Origin of the sequence: uncultured Parasphingorhabdus sp. (genome assembly GCF_963677535.2) — a bacterium.
In the GTDB taxonomy this organism is placed as follows: Bacteria; Pseudomonadota; Alphaproteobacteria; order Sphingomonadales; family Sphingomonadaceae; genus Parasphingorhabdus.
This window is the reverse complement of the sequence record NZ_CAXXUT010000003.1, coordinates 527,991-543,204: the sequence shown is the minus strand read 5'-3', so window position 1 is coordinate 543,204 and position 15,214 is coordinate 527,991. Positions and strand designations below refer to the sequence as shown.

At 58.7% G+C, this 15,214-nt stretch carries 11 protein-coding genes and 1 pseudogene; 8 read left to right on the top strand and 4 right to left on the bottom strand.

The window, feature by feature from the left end; translation table 11 throughout:
• The first annotated feature begins 1 nt into the window (after position 1).
• Genes ACHZCJ_RS09535 through ACHZCJ_RS09515 form a run of 5 tightly spaced genes read left to right on the top strand, consistent with a single transcriptional unit; the run spans position 2 to position 5,880 of the window.
• Entirely contained in the window at positions 2–1,024 is a 1,023-nt protein-coding gene (locus tag ACHZCJ_RS09535; protein ID WP_321325911.1) for an efflux RND transporter periplasmic adaptor subunit, read from the top strand.
• A 36-nt stretch (positions 1,025–1,060) separates the two neighbouring features.
• On the top strand, positions 1,061–4,138 hold the full coding sequence (locus tag ACHZCJ_RS09530; RefSeq protein WP_321325909.1) for an efflux RND transporter permease subunit: 3,078 nt from the start codon (positions 1,061–1,063) through the stop codon (positions 4,136–4,138).
• Between the two features lie 10 nt (positions 4,139–4,148).
• Entirely contained in the window at positions 4,149–4,682 is a 534-nt protein-coding gene (gene msrA / locus ACHZCJ_RS09525; RefSeq protein ID WP_100092828.1) for a peptide-methionine (S)-S-oxide reductase MsrA, read from the top strand.
• Positions 4,683–4,691: 9 nt separating this feature from the next.
• Positions 4,692–5,561: a UTP--glucose-1-phosphate uridylyltransferase gene (locus tag ACHZCJ_RS09520; protein WP_159645989.1), complete on the top strand. Its 870-nt coding sequence runs from the start codon at positions 4,692–4,694 to the stop codon at positions 5,559–5,561.
• A gap of 49 nt (positions 5,562–5,610) precedes the next feature.
• Positions 5,611–5,880, top strand: coding sequence for a DUF6726 family protein (locus ACHZCJ_RS09515; RefSeq protein WP_321325903.1), 270 nt, complete (start codon positions 5,611–5,613; stop codon positions 5,878–5,880).
• A 1-nt stretch (position 5,881) separates the two neighbouring features.
• On the opposite strand, the gene ACHZCJ_RS09510 is transcribed toward ACHZCJ_RS09515, so the two are convergent.
• From ACHZCJ_RS09510 to ACHZCJ_RS09500, 3 genes and pseudogenes are all read right to left on the bottom strand, one after another.
• Positions 5,882–6,901, bottom strand: coding sequence for a M48 family metalloprotease (locus tag ACHZCJ_RS09510; RefSeq protein ID WP_394700089.1), 1,020 nt, complete (start codon positions 6,899–6,901; stop codon positions 5,882–5,884).
• A gap of 372 nt (positions 6,902–7,273) precedes the next feature.
• The gene (locus ACHZCJ_RS09505) at positions 7,274–7,489 is read right to left on the bottom strand and encodes a LysR substrate-binding domain-containing protein (protein WP_321327770.1); all 216 of its coding nucleotides are present in this window, start codon (positions 7,487–7,489) and stop codon (positions 7,274–7,276) included.
• A 52-nt stretch (positions 7,490–7,541) separates the two neighbouring features.
• Positions 7,542–8,168: pseudogene (locus ACHZCJ_RS09500) on the bottom strand (LysR family transcriptional regulator); the annotation flags it as partial.
• A 126-nt stretch (positions 8,169–8,294) separates the two neighbouring features.
• Between ACHZCJ_RS09500 and ACHZCJ_RS09495 the strand changes: the two are divergent.
• The 3 genes from ACHZCJ_RS09495 (at position 8,295) to ACHZCJ_RS09485 (ending at position 10,701) form a co-directional block, all read left to right on the top strand.
• A complete protein-coding gene (locus ACHZCJ_RS09495; protein ID WP_321325900.1) occupies positions 8,295–9,011 on the top strand; it encodes a pirin family protein in 717 nt (238 codons plus the stop codon).
• Between the two features lie 91 nt (positions 9,012–9,102).
• Positions 9,103–9,684: an FMN-dependent NADH-azoreductase gene (locus tag ACHZCJ_RS09490; RefSeq protein ID WP_159645974.1), complete on the top strand. Its 582-nt coding sequence runs from the start codon at positions 9,103–9,105 to the stop codon at positions 9,682–9,684.
• A 138-nt stretch (positions 9,685–9,822) separates the two neighbouring features.
• A complete protein-coding gene (locus ACHZCJ_RS09485) occupies positions 9,823–10,701 on the top strand; it encodes a mannan-binding lectin (protein WP_201295661.1) in 879 nt (292 codons plus the stop codon).
• A 104-nt stretch (positions 10,702–10,805) separates the two neighbouring features.
• Here the strand turns inward: ACHZCJ_RS09485 and rpoC are convergent, their stop codons facing one another.
• Complete coding sequence (gene rpoC, locus ACHZCJ_RS09480; RefSeq protein ID WP_321325896.1) at positions 10,806–15,194, bottom strand: DNA-directed RNA polymerase subunit beta'; 4,389 nt, start codon at positions 15,192–15,194, stop codon at positions 10,806–10,808.
• Positions 15,195–15,214: the final 20 nt, after the last annotated feature.

Here is a 15,214-nt window from a genome sequence, read left to right as displayed (position 1 = left end):
TTTGAGCAGTCTGGTCGTCGTGACCGGGTGCAGCGTCAGCGAGCCGGAAGCAAAGCCCAGTTCAACCGAGCCGATTCCGGCAGCTGTGGCAACGGTCCAGCCGGCCAGCGAGAATGAAATTCTAAACGCCGCCGGCACCGTTCGCTTGCGCCGCGAAACGGCACTGGGTTTTACAACGGACGGCAAAGTAGCTTCCGTCCGTTATGAAGAAGGTGACCGGGTCAAGCGGGGTGCGATTCTGGCAGCGCTGGATGGCAGCACGGTTGCCGCGGATCTGAGCGCGGCGCGCGCGGAGCGTGATCGTGCCGAAGCGGAATATGACCGCATCGAGAAATTGTACAAAGACGGCTGGGTGACCAAATCCCGGCTGGAGCAGTCGGAAGCGGCCGCACGCGCTGCTCGCGCCCAGATCGAGGCCACGGAATTTGCCAGCCGCACTTCCTATATTCGCGCGCCGAGCAGCGGGATCATTCTGTCCCGTAATATCGATGCCGGGCAGATCGTGACTGCGGGTACGACCGCGCTGGTGCTGGGCGAAATCGACAAGGGATTTGTGCTGCGAGTGCCGATGACCGATGCCGATGCTGCCCGTATCAGCGTCGGTATGCCGGCCAAGGTCTTGCTGTCCGCAGTTTCCGACGAGGCAGTGGATGCGGTGGTCAGCGAAAAGGACGGGCGGGCAGACGAGCGGACCGGAACGTTCGAAGTGAATTTTCTGCTCCCGGCCAGCGATCGTCTGCGTTCCGGTCAGCTGGGCATGGTCGAAGTGCAGGTGCCCCGGGAGGGCAGGGCGGCTTTCGTCATCCCGGCCAATGCAATTTTCGGTGTCCGCACCGGTGAAGGCCTGGTCTTCGTGGTTGATGAAAAGGATCGGGTGCAGCAGAGAAATGTCCAGATTGGCAAGCTGACCGACAGGAATCTGGAAATTCTGGCCGGTCTGAAGGCCGGCGAGACGATTGTGAGCCGGGGCGTTGAGAAGCTTAGGAACGGCGATTTGATAAAGCCGATCCGGCGGGTGCGATGATCACGACATGCCACCATAGGGATATCCGGGTCTGAGATGCTCGCCCGCTTCGTCATTTCCCGCTGGCAGCTCTCTTCGGTCCTGTTTCTCCTGCTTGCGTTGCTGGGGCTAAGCGCGCTCAGCGGTATTCCCAAGGCCGTCGATCCGCATTTCCCGATTCCCGCTGTCAATATCATCGCGATTCAGCCCGGTGCCGATGCGCAGGAGATGGAAGAGACGATCGCCAAGCCGATCGAAGATGTGGTGCAGGGCCTCGATGATATCGCTGAAGTGCGTTCGACAAGCACCGATGGCGGAACCGTCATTCGGGTGGAGTTCAGCCAATGGTCGGGCGATGTAGACGGCTATTTCGATGACGTGGTGCGGGAAGTCTCCGCGATCCGCGATGATATGCCGGCCGAGTTGCAGAAACTCGAGTTTCGCAAGATCCGCACGACCGAAGCCTCGGTTATGCAAGTGGCTCTGGTCAGCGAAACGGCTTCCTGGCGGCGGATGGAAAAATATGCGGAAGATTTGGCCGATATTTTCATGCGCAGTTCCGGTGTCCGGGAAGCCCGGATATTCGGGCTCCCGCAACCTGAAGTCAGCGTCGAGGTAAGACCGGACCGTCTTTCCGAATTGCGGGTTCCTGCCAGTGCTGTCGCCGATGCCGTCCGGCTGGGCGGCGCTGACCTGCCCGGCGGCGCGGTCCAGAGCGGCGAGCGCAGGTTGAACGTCGAGGCAGGCGGTGCATTTCGTGATCTCGATGCCATCCGCGGATTGCCGCTACGGGCGTCGAGCGGATCGCTGCTGACGGTCGATGATGTTGCCGAGGTTAACTGGGGGGCGGAAGAACAGCTTTACCGGGCGCGGCACAATGGCGAGCGGGCGGTGTTCCTCACGGTCACGCAGAAAGATGCTGTCGACGTCACGCGTCTGAAAAGCGAACTTGATGTGGTGATGGAACAGCAGCGGCTTGTCCTGCCTCCGGACATCAAACTGGTGATGCAGTTCGACCAGAGTCGCGACGTCAAGCGGCGGTTGAACGAACTCACCCGCGACTTTACGATCGCAATTGCTTTGGTGATCTTTACACTTTTGCCCCTTGGATTGCGGTCTTCGGGCATCGTCATGATCTCGATCCCGCTCTCGCTCGCGTCAGGATTGCTGGTGCTATACGCGATGGGATATAATCTCAGCCAGCTTTCAATTGCCGGATTCATCGTTTCGCTCGGCTTGCTGGTCGATGACAGCATTGTTGTTACAGAGAATATTGCCCGCCATCTGCGCATGGGTAAAACCAGAACCCAGGCGGCGATCGAGGCCAGTCTCGAAATTCGCGCGGCGGTCATCGGGTCTACCGCTGTTCTGGTTCTGGCCTTTGTACCATTGCTGTTTCTGCCCAGCGGTGCCGGAGCCTATACGCGCTCTTTCTTCATCGCGATTATCGCAACGGTCATTTCGTCGCTGGTCATCTCGCTGTCATTGATTCCCTTCCTCGCCAGCCGCATGTTGCGGCGCGACGAAAATCCGGAGGGCAATCGCGCGTTGCGCTGGGTCAATGGCAATATCCAGCGCTTCTATCGTCCTATCCTGCACATCGCCTTGGGCGCGCCAGTCAAGACGGTACTAATAGCCATGCTCTTGTGCTTTTCGGCCTTTGCCCTGGTACCAAAACTGGGCTTTTCGCTTTTTCCTTTTGCCGACGCTCCCTACTTCCGGGTTTCGGTCGAAGCGGAACAGGGCAGCAGTCTGGATCGTACCGACCGGATCGTGTCGGAAGTGACGAAAATTCTGGAGACCGAATCCAGTATCAAAGTACGGGCGGAAAATATCGGCAACGGCAATCCGCAAGTTTTCTACAATGTCGGTCCGAGGGCCGAGCGCATCAACTATGGCGAAGTGCTGGCGGTGATGGACGAGTGGGATACCCGGGAAGGCCCGGCGATGATCGACCGGTTGCGCAAACAGCTCGATCAGATCGCCGGCGCGCGGGTGAAGATCGAACTTTTCCAGAACGGTACGCCGGTGGAGGCGCCGATTGTCATCCGGGTGTCCGGCCCGGAACTGGACACGCTCAAGCAATTGTCCGGCAAGATTGCCGATGTCTTGCGCAAGACGCCGGGTGCCCGGGATATTGTCAATCCGGTGGAGACGGACAAGATAGATCTCGACATTGGCCTGAACGACAAGAAGGCGGCCCTGCTCAATATTCCATCGGGGGAGCCACGGCGGGCTATCCGGCTGGCAATCAGCGGCGAACAGGCGGCCTCTTTCCGCGATCAGGAAGGGGATAATTATCCGGTGACCGTTCGCTTCCCGTTTGAGGGTAATCTGCCGATATCGGTGCTGGACAAGATTTACGTCACCACGCGCGCTGGCGACCCGGTGCCGCTGGCGCAGATCACGGATCCCAGGCTGACCAACGTCACTCCGCAAATCCAGCGGCATCAGTTGCGCAGGACGGTGCTGGTTACCGCCCAGGTCGATTTCGGCGAAGTTCCCTCGACGGTCAATGACCGTGCCGTGGAACAGCTGGAGCAGATCAAATTTCCCGAAGGCTATGACTGGTCCATCGGTGGCGAGGCCGAGAAAATCGGCGAAACATTCGGTAATTTCGGTCCGCTGATCCTGACCGCGTTCATGCTGATCTTTGCGGTGCTGGTAGCCGAGTTCCGGCGGTTCCGGGAAACGATTGTCGTGGCGGGGGTCATTCCTTTGGGGACCTTTGGCGGTATACTCGCGCTGTATTTTACCGGCAATTCGCTCAGTGTCATGGCGCTGATCGGCTTTATCGCGCTGATCGGGATCGAAATCAAAAACTCGATTCTGCTGGTCGATTTTACCAGCCAGTTGCGCGCGCAGGGGATGGAATTGCGCGACGCGATCGAGAAAGCCGGGGAGGTCCGGTTCCTGCCGGTGCTGCTGACATCGATCACGGCGATCGGCGGCTTGACGCCGCTCGCTCTATGGGGCGGAGCACTATATGCGCCCTTGGCGGGGATCATCATCGGCGGGCTGATCAGCTCGACCCTCTTGTCTCGGGTGGTAACACCCGCCATGTATCTTCTTGTCGCCAGGCGCGATGACGCGCGTGGCATTGCAAATGAAGGGGGCGAGACTGCCACCCTGTAAAGGAGTTTATATGGCCAAGCAGGAAGCCATTTTTGCCGGTGGCTGTTTCTGGTGCACCGAAGCGGTCTTCAACGATATCGCCGGAGTCACTTCCGTCGAAAGCGGATATATTGGCGGCGCCAAGCCCGACCCGACCTATCGTGAAGTCTGTTCCGGGACCACGGGGCACGCCGAGGCGATCAAGATCGGTTTCGACGATGCGGTCGTCAGCTATGCCGATCTGCTGGATATTTTCTTCGCTACCCATGATCCGACCCAGCTCAACCGGCAGGGCAATGATATCGGCACCCAGTACCGCTCGGCGATTTTCCCGCTCGACGATCAGCAGCGCGCCGAAGCCGAAGCCGGCATAAAGCGGGCGGCAGAGGGGCGCGCCGAACCGGTTGTGACCACTATCGAGGGGCCGGCCCCCTGGTATGTGGCGGAAGACTATCATCAGCAATATTGGGCTGACGAAGGGCGCTCCAATCCTTATTGTGTCGCCACCATCCCGCCGAAACTGCAAAAATTGCGGACCAGCTTCGCCAACAAGTTGAAGGACTAGGACAGAAATATGAAACCGATTAAAAAAGCCGTGTTCCCTGTTGCCGGAATGGGCACCCGTTTTCTGCCGGCGACCAAGGTCATGCCCAAGGAACTGTTCCCGATCGTCGACCGCCCGCTGCTGCAATATGCCGTCGACGAGGCGCTGGAGGCCGGGATCGAGCAGATGATCTTCGTCAATGGTCGGGGCAAGGGCATGATCGAGGATCATTTCGACATGGCGTTTGAACTCGAGCGCAACATGGCGGACCGGGGAAAAGACCGGTCGGTGCTCGAAGGGACCCGGCTCAAGCCCGGTGACTGTGTTTTTGTCCGGCAGCAGGAGCCCTTGGGGCTCGGTCATGCCATCTGGTGCGCGCGCGACATCATCGGTGACGAGCCATTTGCCATCTTCCTGCCCGACGAGTTCATGGTCGGTTCGCCTGGTTGCATGAAGCAAATGGTCGACGCCTATAACAAGCTTGGCGGCAATATCGTCTGTGCCTTGGAAATTCCGATCGAGAAAACGCCCTCTTATGGTGTCATTGATCCCGGCTATCGCGACGGTCCCATCACCGAGGTCAAGGGGCTGGTCGAGAAGCCTGCGGCCGGCACCGCGCCATCCAACCTCATTCTGCCCGGCCGCTATATTCTGCAACCCGAAGTGATGCGGATTCTGGAAACCCAGGCAGCGGGCGCTGGCGGCGAGATCCAGCTGACCGACGCGATGGCGCAGATGATCGGCCAGCAGCCGTTCCACGGCATGACCTTTGACGGCAAGCGCTATGATTGCGGATCGAAACAGGGCTATGTCGAAGCCAATCTGGCGCTGGCGCTGGCCCATCCGGAGATTGGCAGCGAGATCAGGGAAATAGCAGAGACATTGCTGGCGGAGTCCTGAGCCGTTCAGGCGGTCACGATGCCGGCGGGGAGCAGCTGAGGAGTATATCATGCGCATATCACCCATATTGACGGCCGCTCTTGTTGCCATGCTCTTGTCCGGTTGCGTCAGCAAAATCGTAACCGCGCCGTTCAGGGCCGCCGGTACGGTTGTCGAGACCGCAGTGGATGCGACCACCCAGACCCAGTCCGAGAGGGAAGAGGATCTGGGGCGCAAGGCGCTGGCCGACCGGAAAAAGCAGCGCGACCTGTGCCTTGATGAAGCGCGCAACAAGCAGGAACGCCGCAATTGCAAGGACGCCTACAAGGACGACGATTGAGTCAGTCGGGTCCGCTCAGCAGTGGCGGCGCATATTTGCCGTCGACGGTTTCCATCGCGTCCATTTTCGCAATTTCCTCTTCGAACAGCTGCACCCGCTTTTTCCAGCGATAATGCGTCGAGGCGGAGAAGATGCCCTTGCCATGTTCCTTGCCGTAGCGGGTCCAGAAAGTGATCGCGGCCTGCGGGTCATAGCCGGCATTGGCCATCAGCCAGACCGATAGCCGGTCCGCTTCAATCTCGGTTTCCCTGATCCGGCCGGCGCTCTTGCCCAACTGGCCGAAAAAGCCGCGATTGACCTGTTGCGCATCGAGCCGGTCGCGGTGTTTCAGCAGATTATGCGCCAGTTCATGGGCGACGACCGCGGCAAATTCGTCATCGCTCAGAAAATATTCGGCGAGACGCGAGGAAACGCTGACCAGCTTGCCATCCGCCGTAGCGCTGCGGTCGGCGCTGACCCGGACCTGAAATTGTCCTGGACAGGTCTGGACCGGCGTGAGCGCTACAGTCCTGTTGACACCGCCTTCCGCTATGGTCAGCTCAATCGCGCCCGTAGCGAGCTGCTGGCGCAACATCCGGTTGATCGTATCGATCCGTCGATAGGCCGGCGGCTGGAGCGATGATTGCGATTCATCGACCACAATGTCCTCGATTGCGATATCGTTGATTGCCAGCAGGCTGTTGCCCGGTGACAATTCCGCCCTTGCAGCGGGACTGTCCGGTGCCACCGCGGTGATTCCGATCGAGCCGTCAAATCCGAGCGCGAAACGGGCGGTATCCTGATCGGCATATTGGGCAACATCATTGAGCAGCAAGCCGCTGCTAGCGGTTTGCTCATCGCAATAAGCCGCATTGGCACTGATCAGGCGAAAGCCGATGGTATTCATCCGCTGGTCCAGCAGTTGCAGGCCCTTGATCGCCAGAATTGTCTCGGCATCGATCCCGTTATCCGCTGCTTCCTGCGCGGACAAGGGGGCGGCGATGCTCAGGGCGAAGAGGGGAAGCCAGATCCGGATCATCATAACTATCTAACCGGTTGTGCCTTGCGGCAGGTTGAATGCGCTTGGCATGGCGTTTCTCCAGGTCTTTCGGACGGCGGCCATCGTAGCGTTGTCTGCGACCAGCGTGTTATCGGGTCCGCGACGAGACGAGGCAAGATGGATTCAATCAGCATTTATTATCGGGCCGGTCTTCCTGATGAACTTTACAAACTTTACACTGTTAAGAAAAAATCATCTTCTCTTCGAATATTGCCAATCCGGTCGCAGCCGGACAGGCCGGATATCTGGCGGGAAGTGGTCGAGTGTCACTGGGGCGGATCAGTATCTTTCTGGTCATTACGCGAGGCTACTAAATCCTGGCGGTGTAGGACAGCAAAACTGTCGATTCCTCCGTCAGCGCAAATTGTCCTTCAGAAAATCCACCAGGGCATCCACCCGGGCCGGCCGCAAGGGGGAAGGGGGCATGACGATATTGAGGGCGATATCCCCGATGCGAAAACCCGGAAGAATATCGATCAGCTCTCCTGCATCCAGTGCCTTTTGACACAGAAAATCGGGCAAATATCCGATTCCGCGTCCGGCTATCAGCGCCCGCCGGGAGCATGACATCACCATTGTTGCTCCGGAACCGGCATTTCGGGCGGATGTGGGTTGTCTGATCATCCGGGCCGGTGATTTGCCATATCTCCGGGCTCGGCGTGTTGGAATAAATGAAGCAATCATGGTCGTTCAGGTCAGCCGGAGTTGCCGGCTGGCCCTTGCGCTCGACATAGCTCGGGGCGGCGATGAAATAGCCGTTCATCCTGCGCAGCTTGATCGCTCTCAGGCTGCTGTCGGGCAGCGCGCCGATCCGGATCGCGCAGTCAAAGCCTTCCTCGACCAGATCAACCCGCGCGTCATTGAGCTGCAGGTCGACGGTGATTTCCGGATAGGCGCACATGAAGTCGGCGATCACCGGTGCGAGATGCGAAAGACCGTAGCTGAGCGGGGCAGCCAGACGCACCTGCCCCTGTAACAGATGCGTTGTATCGCGCGCGGCCTCCATCGCTGCTTCACCGTCCATAGCGATCTGCCGCGCATGCGGGAGTAGCGCCTTGCCTGCGGTGGAAAGCGAAATCCTGCGCGAGGTGCGGTGGAACAGCACCGTGCCGAGCGACTCTTCCAGCCGCGATATGGCCTTCGAGATCGTCGGTTTGGACAATGCCAGTTCCTGCGCGGCAGCGGTAAAGCTGCCCAGCCGCGCAACCGCTGCAAAAATCGCCCAGGCTTCGTAATCGGGTAATGCCATGGCGTTACATTAAGCAAAAAATGGAAACAATCAAATTCAATTTCGGCTATTTCAGAAACACTGGGATCGCCCTATCTCTTTCTCAAGCAGAGCGGAAACAAGGCCCGCTCGAACAGGAGAAATACAATGATGGAGAAACGAGAGTTCAAGGATCTGGCCCATGTAGACCATGATTGGCTGCAGGCCCGGCATCATTTTTCGTTCGGCAAGTATTGGGATCCGGCCCGCATGGGCTTTGGCCCGATCCGGGTGTGGAATGATGACGAGATCAAGCCGAAGACCGGCTTTCCGATGCACGGCCACAAGGATATGGAAATCATCACCTATGTCCGCGATGGAGCGATTACCCACCGCGACAATATAGGCAATGAAGGCCGTACCGAGGCCGGCGATGTCCAGGTGATGAGCGCCGGCACCGGCGTGATGCACAGCGAATATAATCTGGAAGACGAACAGACCCGCCTGTTCCAGATCTGGATCGAACCGCGCGCCGCCGGCGGTGCACCGCGCTGGGATGCGAAAGCCTTTCCAAGAGGCGACCGTTCCGGCCAGCTGGAAATCCTCGCCAGCGGTTTCGAGGAGGACATCAAGGGTGGTGCGCTAATGATAGGGGCGGATGCGCGCCTCTATGGCGCTACGCTCAGCGCAGGCACGACGATCGCGCATCGGATTGCCGATGGCGCCCATGTCTATCTGGTCGGCTCCACCGGCCGGATCCGGGTCAATGGCGAGCGTGTCGGTCCGCGCGATTCCCTGGCGATCCGGGACGTCGCATCGCTAAAGATCGAAGCGATTGACGCGGCCGAGTTCGTCTTTGTCGAAGCGTGGGAGCCCCAAGATTAACTCCCCGCCCCTGGAGGGGCGCTCTTTATCCCCTGACCCCCGGAGCGTCCCTCCCATTCTGTCTCAACTTCAAGCAAAAGGTACCAATATCATGACCCAGTCCAGCAATATCCTTCGTGTTGACGCCAGCGCGCGCAAAGCCGGCTCAACCTCCCGCGCTCTGACCGATGCGCTGATTGCACGGCTGGCGCCGGACCATATCGTCACCCGCGATCTGACCGAGGCCTTGCCCTTCGTGACCGAGGACTGGGTCGGTGCGAATTTCACCGATGAAAGCGAACGCAACGATGCACAGAAGGCGGAACTGGCCTTGTCGGACTCGCTGGTCGATGAACTGGTCGCTGCGGACACGTTGGTGATCGGCACGCCAATCTACAATTTTGCCGTGCCGGCGGCTCTCAAGGCATGGATCGATCTGATCGCCCGCGCCCGAAAAACCTTCCACTATACCGCCAAGGGGCCGGAAGGGCTGCTGACGGGCAAGAAAGCCTATGTGCTGATTGCATCGGGAGGGACCGAAGTGGGCAGCGAGATTGATTTCGCGTCCGGCTATCTGCGCCATATACTGGCCTTTGTCGGAATCACCGACCTGACAGTCATCGCGGCGGACCGGCAGATGATGAGGGGCGAAGCGGCGCTCGACCAGGCGCTCGAGAAAGTGACATCGGCCTGATCCGTCTGGGCATCGCCAAACAGACCGTCCGCCGGTAAGGCGCTGGCGGAAGGGAAGATAAAAACCGAAGATTCTTGATAAGTATGGCCGCTTTGTGCAACCCCGTTTGCGGGTCGCGCCAATAAATGTGGAGAATCCATGCAATTTCTAAACAGAGCGGTGGCAATGGGCCTGACCGTTGCCGCGCTGGGAGCGACTTCCCTGACCTTCACTGAAACAGCGCTTGCCCAGCGGCAACAGCAGGGTGTGAACGGATATAATGTCTCGGAAGTGCGCTTCAATGGCGGGCATTTTCGGAATACGGGGAGAGGGAAATGGACCGAATATGGTGCCGACGGACGGGTAAAATTTACCTTTAACGAAACCGGTCGGGATGACTGGTCGGTCTATCTGAACGATCCTTCGCGCAATGTGCAATTGCAGATCGACATTCACCGCAACTGGATCCTTCTGGGCGACAATGGCGGTCCGAAGCGCGACTTTTATCGAATCGCCAGCGCCTATCGCAATGATGGTCGCGTGCGTTCGCCGTCTCCGGCACCGCGCGCCGAGACCAACGGTCGCAATGTCAAACAGGTGTTCTTCTCTGGCGGCAGCTTCAGGCAGACCGGGCCGGGCCGCTGGGCCGAATTTAACGACCGGGGGCAGGCCACGTTCCGGTTCACAGAAACCGGGCGTGATCAGTGGTCGGTCTATCTGAATGATTCTTCACGCAATGTGCAATTGCAGCTCGACCTCTATCGCAAATGGGTCGGCTATGGCCAGAACGGCGGATCAAAGTCCGATCTGTATCAAATTACATCGAGTTCGCGGCAGGCGACCGTGTCCCGTCCGGCGCCGCGGCGAGCTCCTGCTCCGGCCAGTCGTACCCGCGACGTAAATGCCGGTCCGATCTGGAACCAGCAGGATGCGCGCAGAAAATGTCCGGCGGTCGCCGCTTCACAGGGTGGTGAGTGGACCGGCCAGTGGCGGACCACGGTGCAGGGCAAAATGTCGGTCTGCGAGATACGCTTCTAGTTTTTACGGCAGCCCTTGTGGCTCTGGTATGAAAAAAGGCCCCGCCGGATTATCTCCGGCGGGGCCTTTTTCAATATGGTTCCTGACGCGGAAGACTATTGGTCTTAGTCTTCGTCGGTCTGGGCCGCTTCGGTATCGCTTTCCTCGATGCCTTCACCCATGGTTTTGGCCATGTGGGAATCGCCGGTTGCGGCTTCATCGCCTTGCGCCAGTTCGGCTTCGTGCTGTTCTTCCGCACTGTCCGCAGCGATCAGGTTTTCCTCGACCGGCGTTTCACCGAAAACATCCTCGGCCGTAGGCTCGGCTTCGGCAGCAGAAGCCGCGGCGCTGGCCACTTCTTCCGCCTTCAGATCGGCCGCAGCCTGCATCGCGTCGAGCATCTTCTGCTGTTGCGCCCGGAGCGCCGCATCACGGCTGGTGGCCGCAATCCGCGCGCGGTTCATGCCCGCACCGGTACCGGCCGGGATCAAGCGACCAACGATCACGTTCTCCTTGAGACCGATCAGCTGATCCTTCTTGCCTTCGACCGCCGCCTGGGTGAGCACCCGGGTGGTTTCCTGGAAGGACGCGGCAGAGATGAAGCTGCGCGTCTGCAGGCTGGCCTTGGTGATGCCGAGAAGAACCGGCTTGCCTTCGGCAGGAATCTGCTTCTTGGTCAGCTTGGCGTTATACTCGAGCATCTCTTCCAGATCGACCTGTTCGCCCGGCAGCAAGGTGGTGTCGCCACCATTGGTGATTTCAACTTTCTGCAGCATCTGACGAACGATCGTCTCGATGTGCTTGTCGTTGATCTTCACGCCCTGCAGTCGGTAAACTTCCTGGATTTCCGACACGAGATATTCGGCCAGAGCCTCAACCCCGAGGACTTCCAGAATGTCATGCGGATCGGGAGAACCGGAAACGAGGTTGTCGCCCTTCTTGACCAGATCGCCTTCCTGAACGTCGATGACTTTCGTCTTCGGCACCAGATATTCGACCGGCTCGCCTTCTTCCGGCACAATCGCGATCTTCCGCTTCGCTTTATAATCGCGAACGAATTCAATCCGTCCGTCGATCTTGGCGATGATCGAATTGTCCTTCGGAATGCGCGCTTCGAACAGTTCGGCAACCCGTGGCAGACCACCCGTGATGTCACGGGTCTTCGCCGCTTCGCGAGAGACACGGGCGAGCACGTCACCGGCAGCAACCTTGGCACCGTCTTCGACGGACAGGGTTGCACCGTTGGCGAGCATGTAGCGACCGGTTTCGCCGCTGTTCTCGTCCAGCAGGGTCAGGCGCGGACGGAGATCTTCCTTGTTCGCGCCGCGACCGGAAGCCCGATATTCGGTGATCACGCGTTGCGCGATACCAGTGGCTTCGTCGGTCTGCTCGGTCATCGTCTTGCCTTCGATGACGTCCTGGAACTTGATCACACCGGGTTTCTCGGTGATCATCGGCATGGTGAACGGATCCCATTCTGCCAGGCGATCGCCCAGTTTCACCTTCTGGCCGTCCTTGACCAGCACGCTAGTACCATATGGAAGCTTGTCGGCGGACCGTTCGCGACCGTCATTGTCGATCACCGCGATTTCACCCGAGCGGGCAAGCGACAGGAAGCGTCCGTTCTTGTCCTCGATCACCGGCATGTCGCGATACTGGACCGTACCTTCGGCTACGGCTTCCAGATTGGACTGCTCGTTGAGCTGTGCCGCGCCGCCGATGTGGAAGGTCCGCATCGTCAGCTGCGTGCCCGGCTCACCGATCGACTGGGCGGCGATAACGCCAACCGCTTCACCGATGTTCACCGGAGTACCGCGAGCAAGGTCACGACCGTAGCAGGTGCCACAAACGCCCATTTTGGATTCGCAAACCAGCGGCGAGCGAATGCGCGCGGACTGGATGCCGAGCTCCTCGATCACCAGGATGGCAGCTTCGTCCAGCAAGGTACCGGCCTTGATCACGACGCTGTCGTCTTTGCTGTCGATAATATCTTCGGCCATGGTCCGGCCAAGGATACGTTCTCCCAGCGATGCGATAACCGAACCGCCCTGGACGATGGCTTTCATTTCCAGTGCATTTTCGGTGCCGCAATCTTCTTCGACGATCGTGCAATCCTGCGAAACATCGACCAGACGACGGGTCAGATAACCCGAGTTTGCCGTTTTCAACGCCGTATCCGCAAGACCCTTACGGGCACCGTGGGTGGAGTTGAAATATTCCAGAACCGTCAGGCCTTCTTTAAAGTTCGAGATGATCGGTGTTTCGATAATCTCGCCGGAAGGCTTGGCCATCAGGCCGCGCATGCCGCCCAGCTGCTTCATCTGGGCTGGCGAACCACGCGCGCCGGAGTGGCTCATCATGTAGATCGCGTTGATCTCGCGCTCGCGGCCATGTTCGTCCTCTGGCGTCGCGGCCAGCTCGTCCATCATCGCGTTCGCAACCGTGTCACCACAGCGGGACCAGGCGTCGATCACTTTGTTATATTTTTCCTGCTGCGTGATCAGACCATCCTGATATTGCTGCTCATAGTCCGCAACCAGGGCCCGGGTTTCTTCAACCGTGGCATCCTTGGAATCCGGAATGATCATGTCATCCTTGCCGAAGGAAATACCGGCACGGCAAGCGTGACGGAAGCCAAGACCCATGATCGCATCGGCGAACAGGACCGTGTCCTTCTGGCCGGTGTGACGATAGACTTGGTCAATCACGTCGCCGACTTCTTTCTTGGTCAGCAACCGGTTGACGATGTCGAACGGCACCAGGTGCGATTTCGGCAGACATTCGGCGATCAGCAGACGGCCCGGCGTGGTTTCGAACCGCTTGAGAATGGGGTTGCCATCCTCATCGGTCTGCGGAACCCGGGTGGTGATCTTGGAGTGCAAGGTTACGGCACCGATTTCGAGCGCTTGATGCACTTCGGCCATGTCGGCCAGCATCATGCCTTCGCCCGGTTCGCCTTTGCGATCCATTGTCAGATAATAGATGCCGAGAACCATATCCTGCGAAGGAACGATGATCGGCTTGCCGTTTGCGGGAGAGAGGATGTTGTTGGTCGACATCATCAATACGCGCGCTTCCAGCTGGGCCTCGAGGCTCAGCGGAACGTGGACCGCCATCTGGTCACCGTCAAAGTCGGCGTTGAACGCGGAGCAGACCAGCGGGTGAAGCTGGATGGCCTTGCCCTCGATCAATACCGGTTCGAATGCCTGGATGCCGAGACGGTGAAGCGTTGGTGCGCGGTTAAGCATCACCGGATGCTCGCGGATCACTTCCTCGAGAATGTCCCAGACTTCCTTGCGCTCTTTTTCGACCCATTTCTTGGCCTGTTTGAGCGTCATCGAAAGGCCCTTGGCATCAAGGCGCGCGTAGATAAACGGCTTGAACAGCTCGAGAGCCATTTTCTTCGGCAAACCGCACTGATGCAATTTCAGCTCGGGACCGGTCACGATAACCGAACGACCGGAATAGTCGACGCGCTTACCGAGAAGGTTCTGGCGGAAACGGCCCTGCTTGCCCTTGAGCATGTCGGACAGCGATTTCAGCGGGCGTTTGTTCGCACCGGTGATGGTCCGGCCACGACGGCCATTGTCAAACAATGCGTCGACCGATTCCTGAAGCATGCGCTTCTCGTTACGGACGATGATATCCGGCGCGCGCAGTTCCATCAGGCGTTTCAGACGGTTGTTCCGGTTGATCACGCGGCGATAGAGATCGTTGAGATCGGAAGTCGCGAAACGGCCGCCATCGAGAGGCACCAGCGGGCGCAACTCGGGCGGAATGACGGGAATGATTTCCAGAATCATCCATTCCGGCTTGTTGCCGGAGTCGATGAAGCTTTCGACCACTTTCAGGCGCTTGATGATCTTTTTGGGCTTCAGCGTCGACTTGGTCGTCCGCAGTTCCTCCATCAGATCGTCGCGTTCCTGCTTCAGGTCCAGGTCCTGCAGCATGATCTTGACCGCTTCCGCGCCGATGCCGGCAGAGAAAGCGTCTTCGCCATATTCATCCTGTGCTTCGAGCAGTTCGTCTTCGGTCAGCAGCTGGAATTTTTCCAGCGCGGTCAAGCCGGGCTCGATCACCACATAGCTTTCGAAATAGAGCACACGCTCGAGCTGCTTGAGCTGCATGTCGAGCAGCAGGCCGATGCGCGATGGCAGCGATTTCAGGAACCAGATATGGGCAACCGGCGCAGCGAGGTCGATATGACCCATGCGCTCGCGGCGGACCTTGGTCACCGTGACTTCGACACCGCATTTTTCACAAACGATGCCTTTGTATTTCATGCGCTTGTATTTACCGCACAGACATTCGTAATCCTTTACCGGACCGAAGATGCGCGCGCAGAACAAGCCATCGCGTTCCGGCTTGAAGGTCCGGTAGTTGATGGTTTCCGGCTTCTTGATTTCACCAAAGGACCAGCTGCGGATCCGCTCCGGCGAGGCGAGGCCGATCTGGATCTGGTCGAATGTTTCCGGCTTTGCGATCGGATTTGCAAAATTTGTTACTTGGTTCATGTCTTAATTCCTTTTGGGCT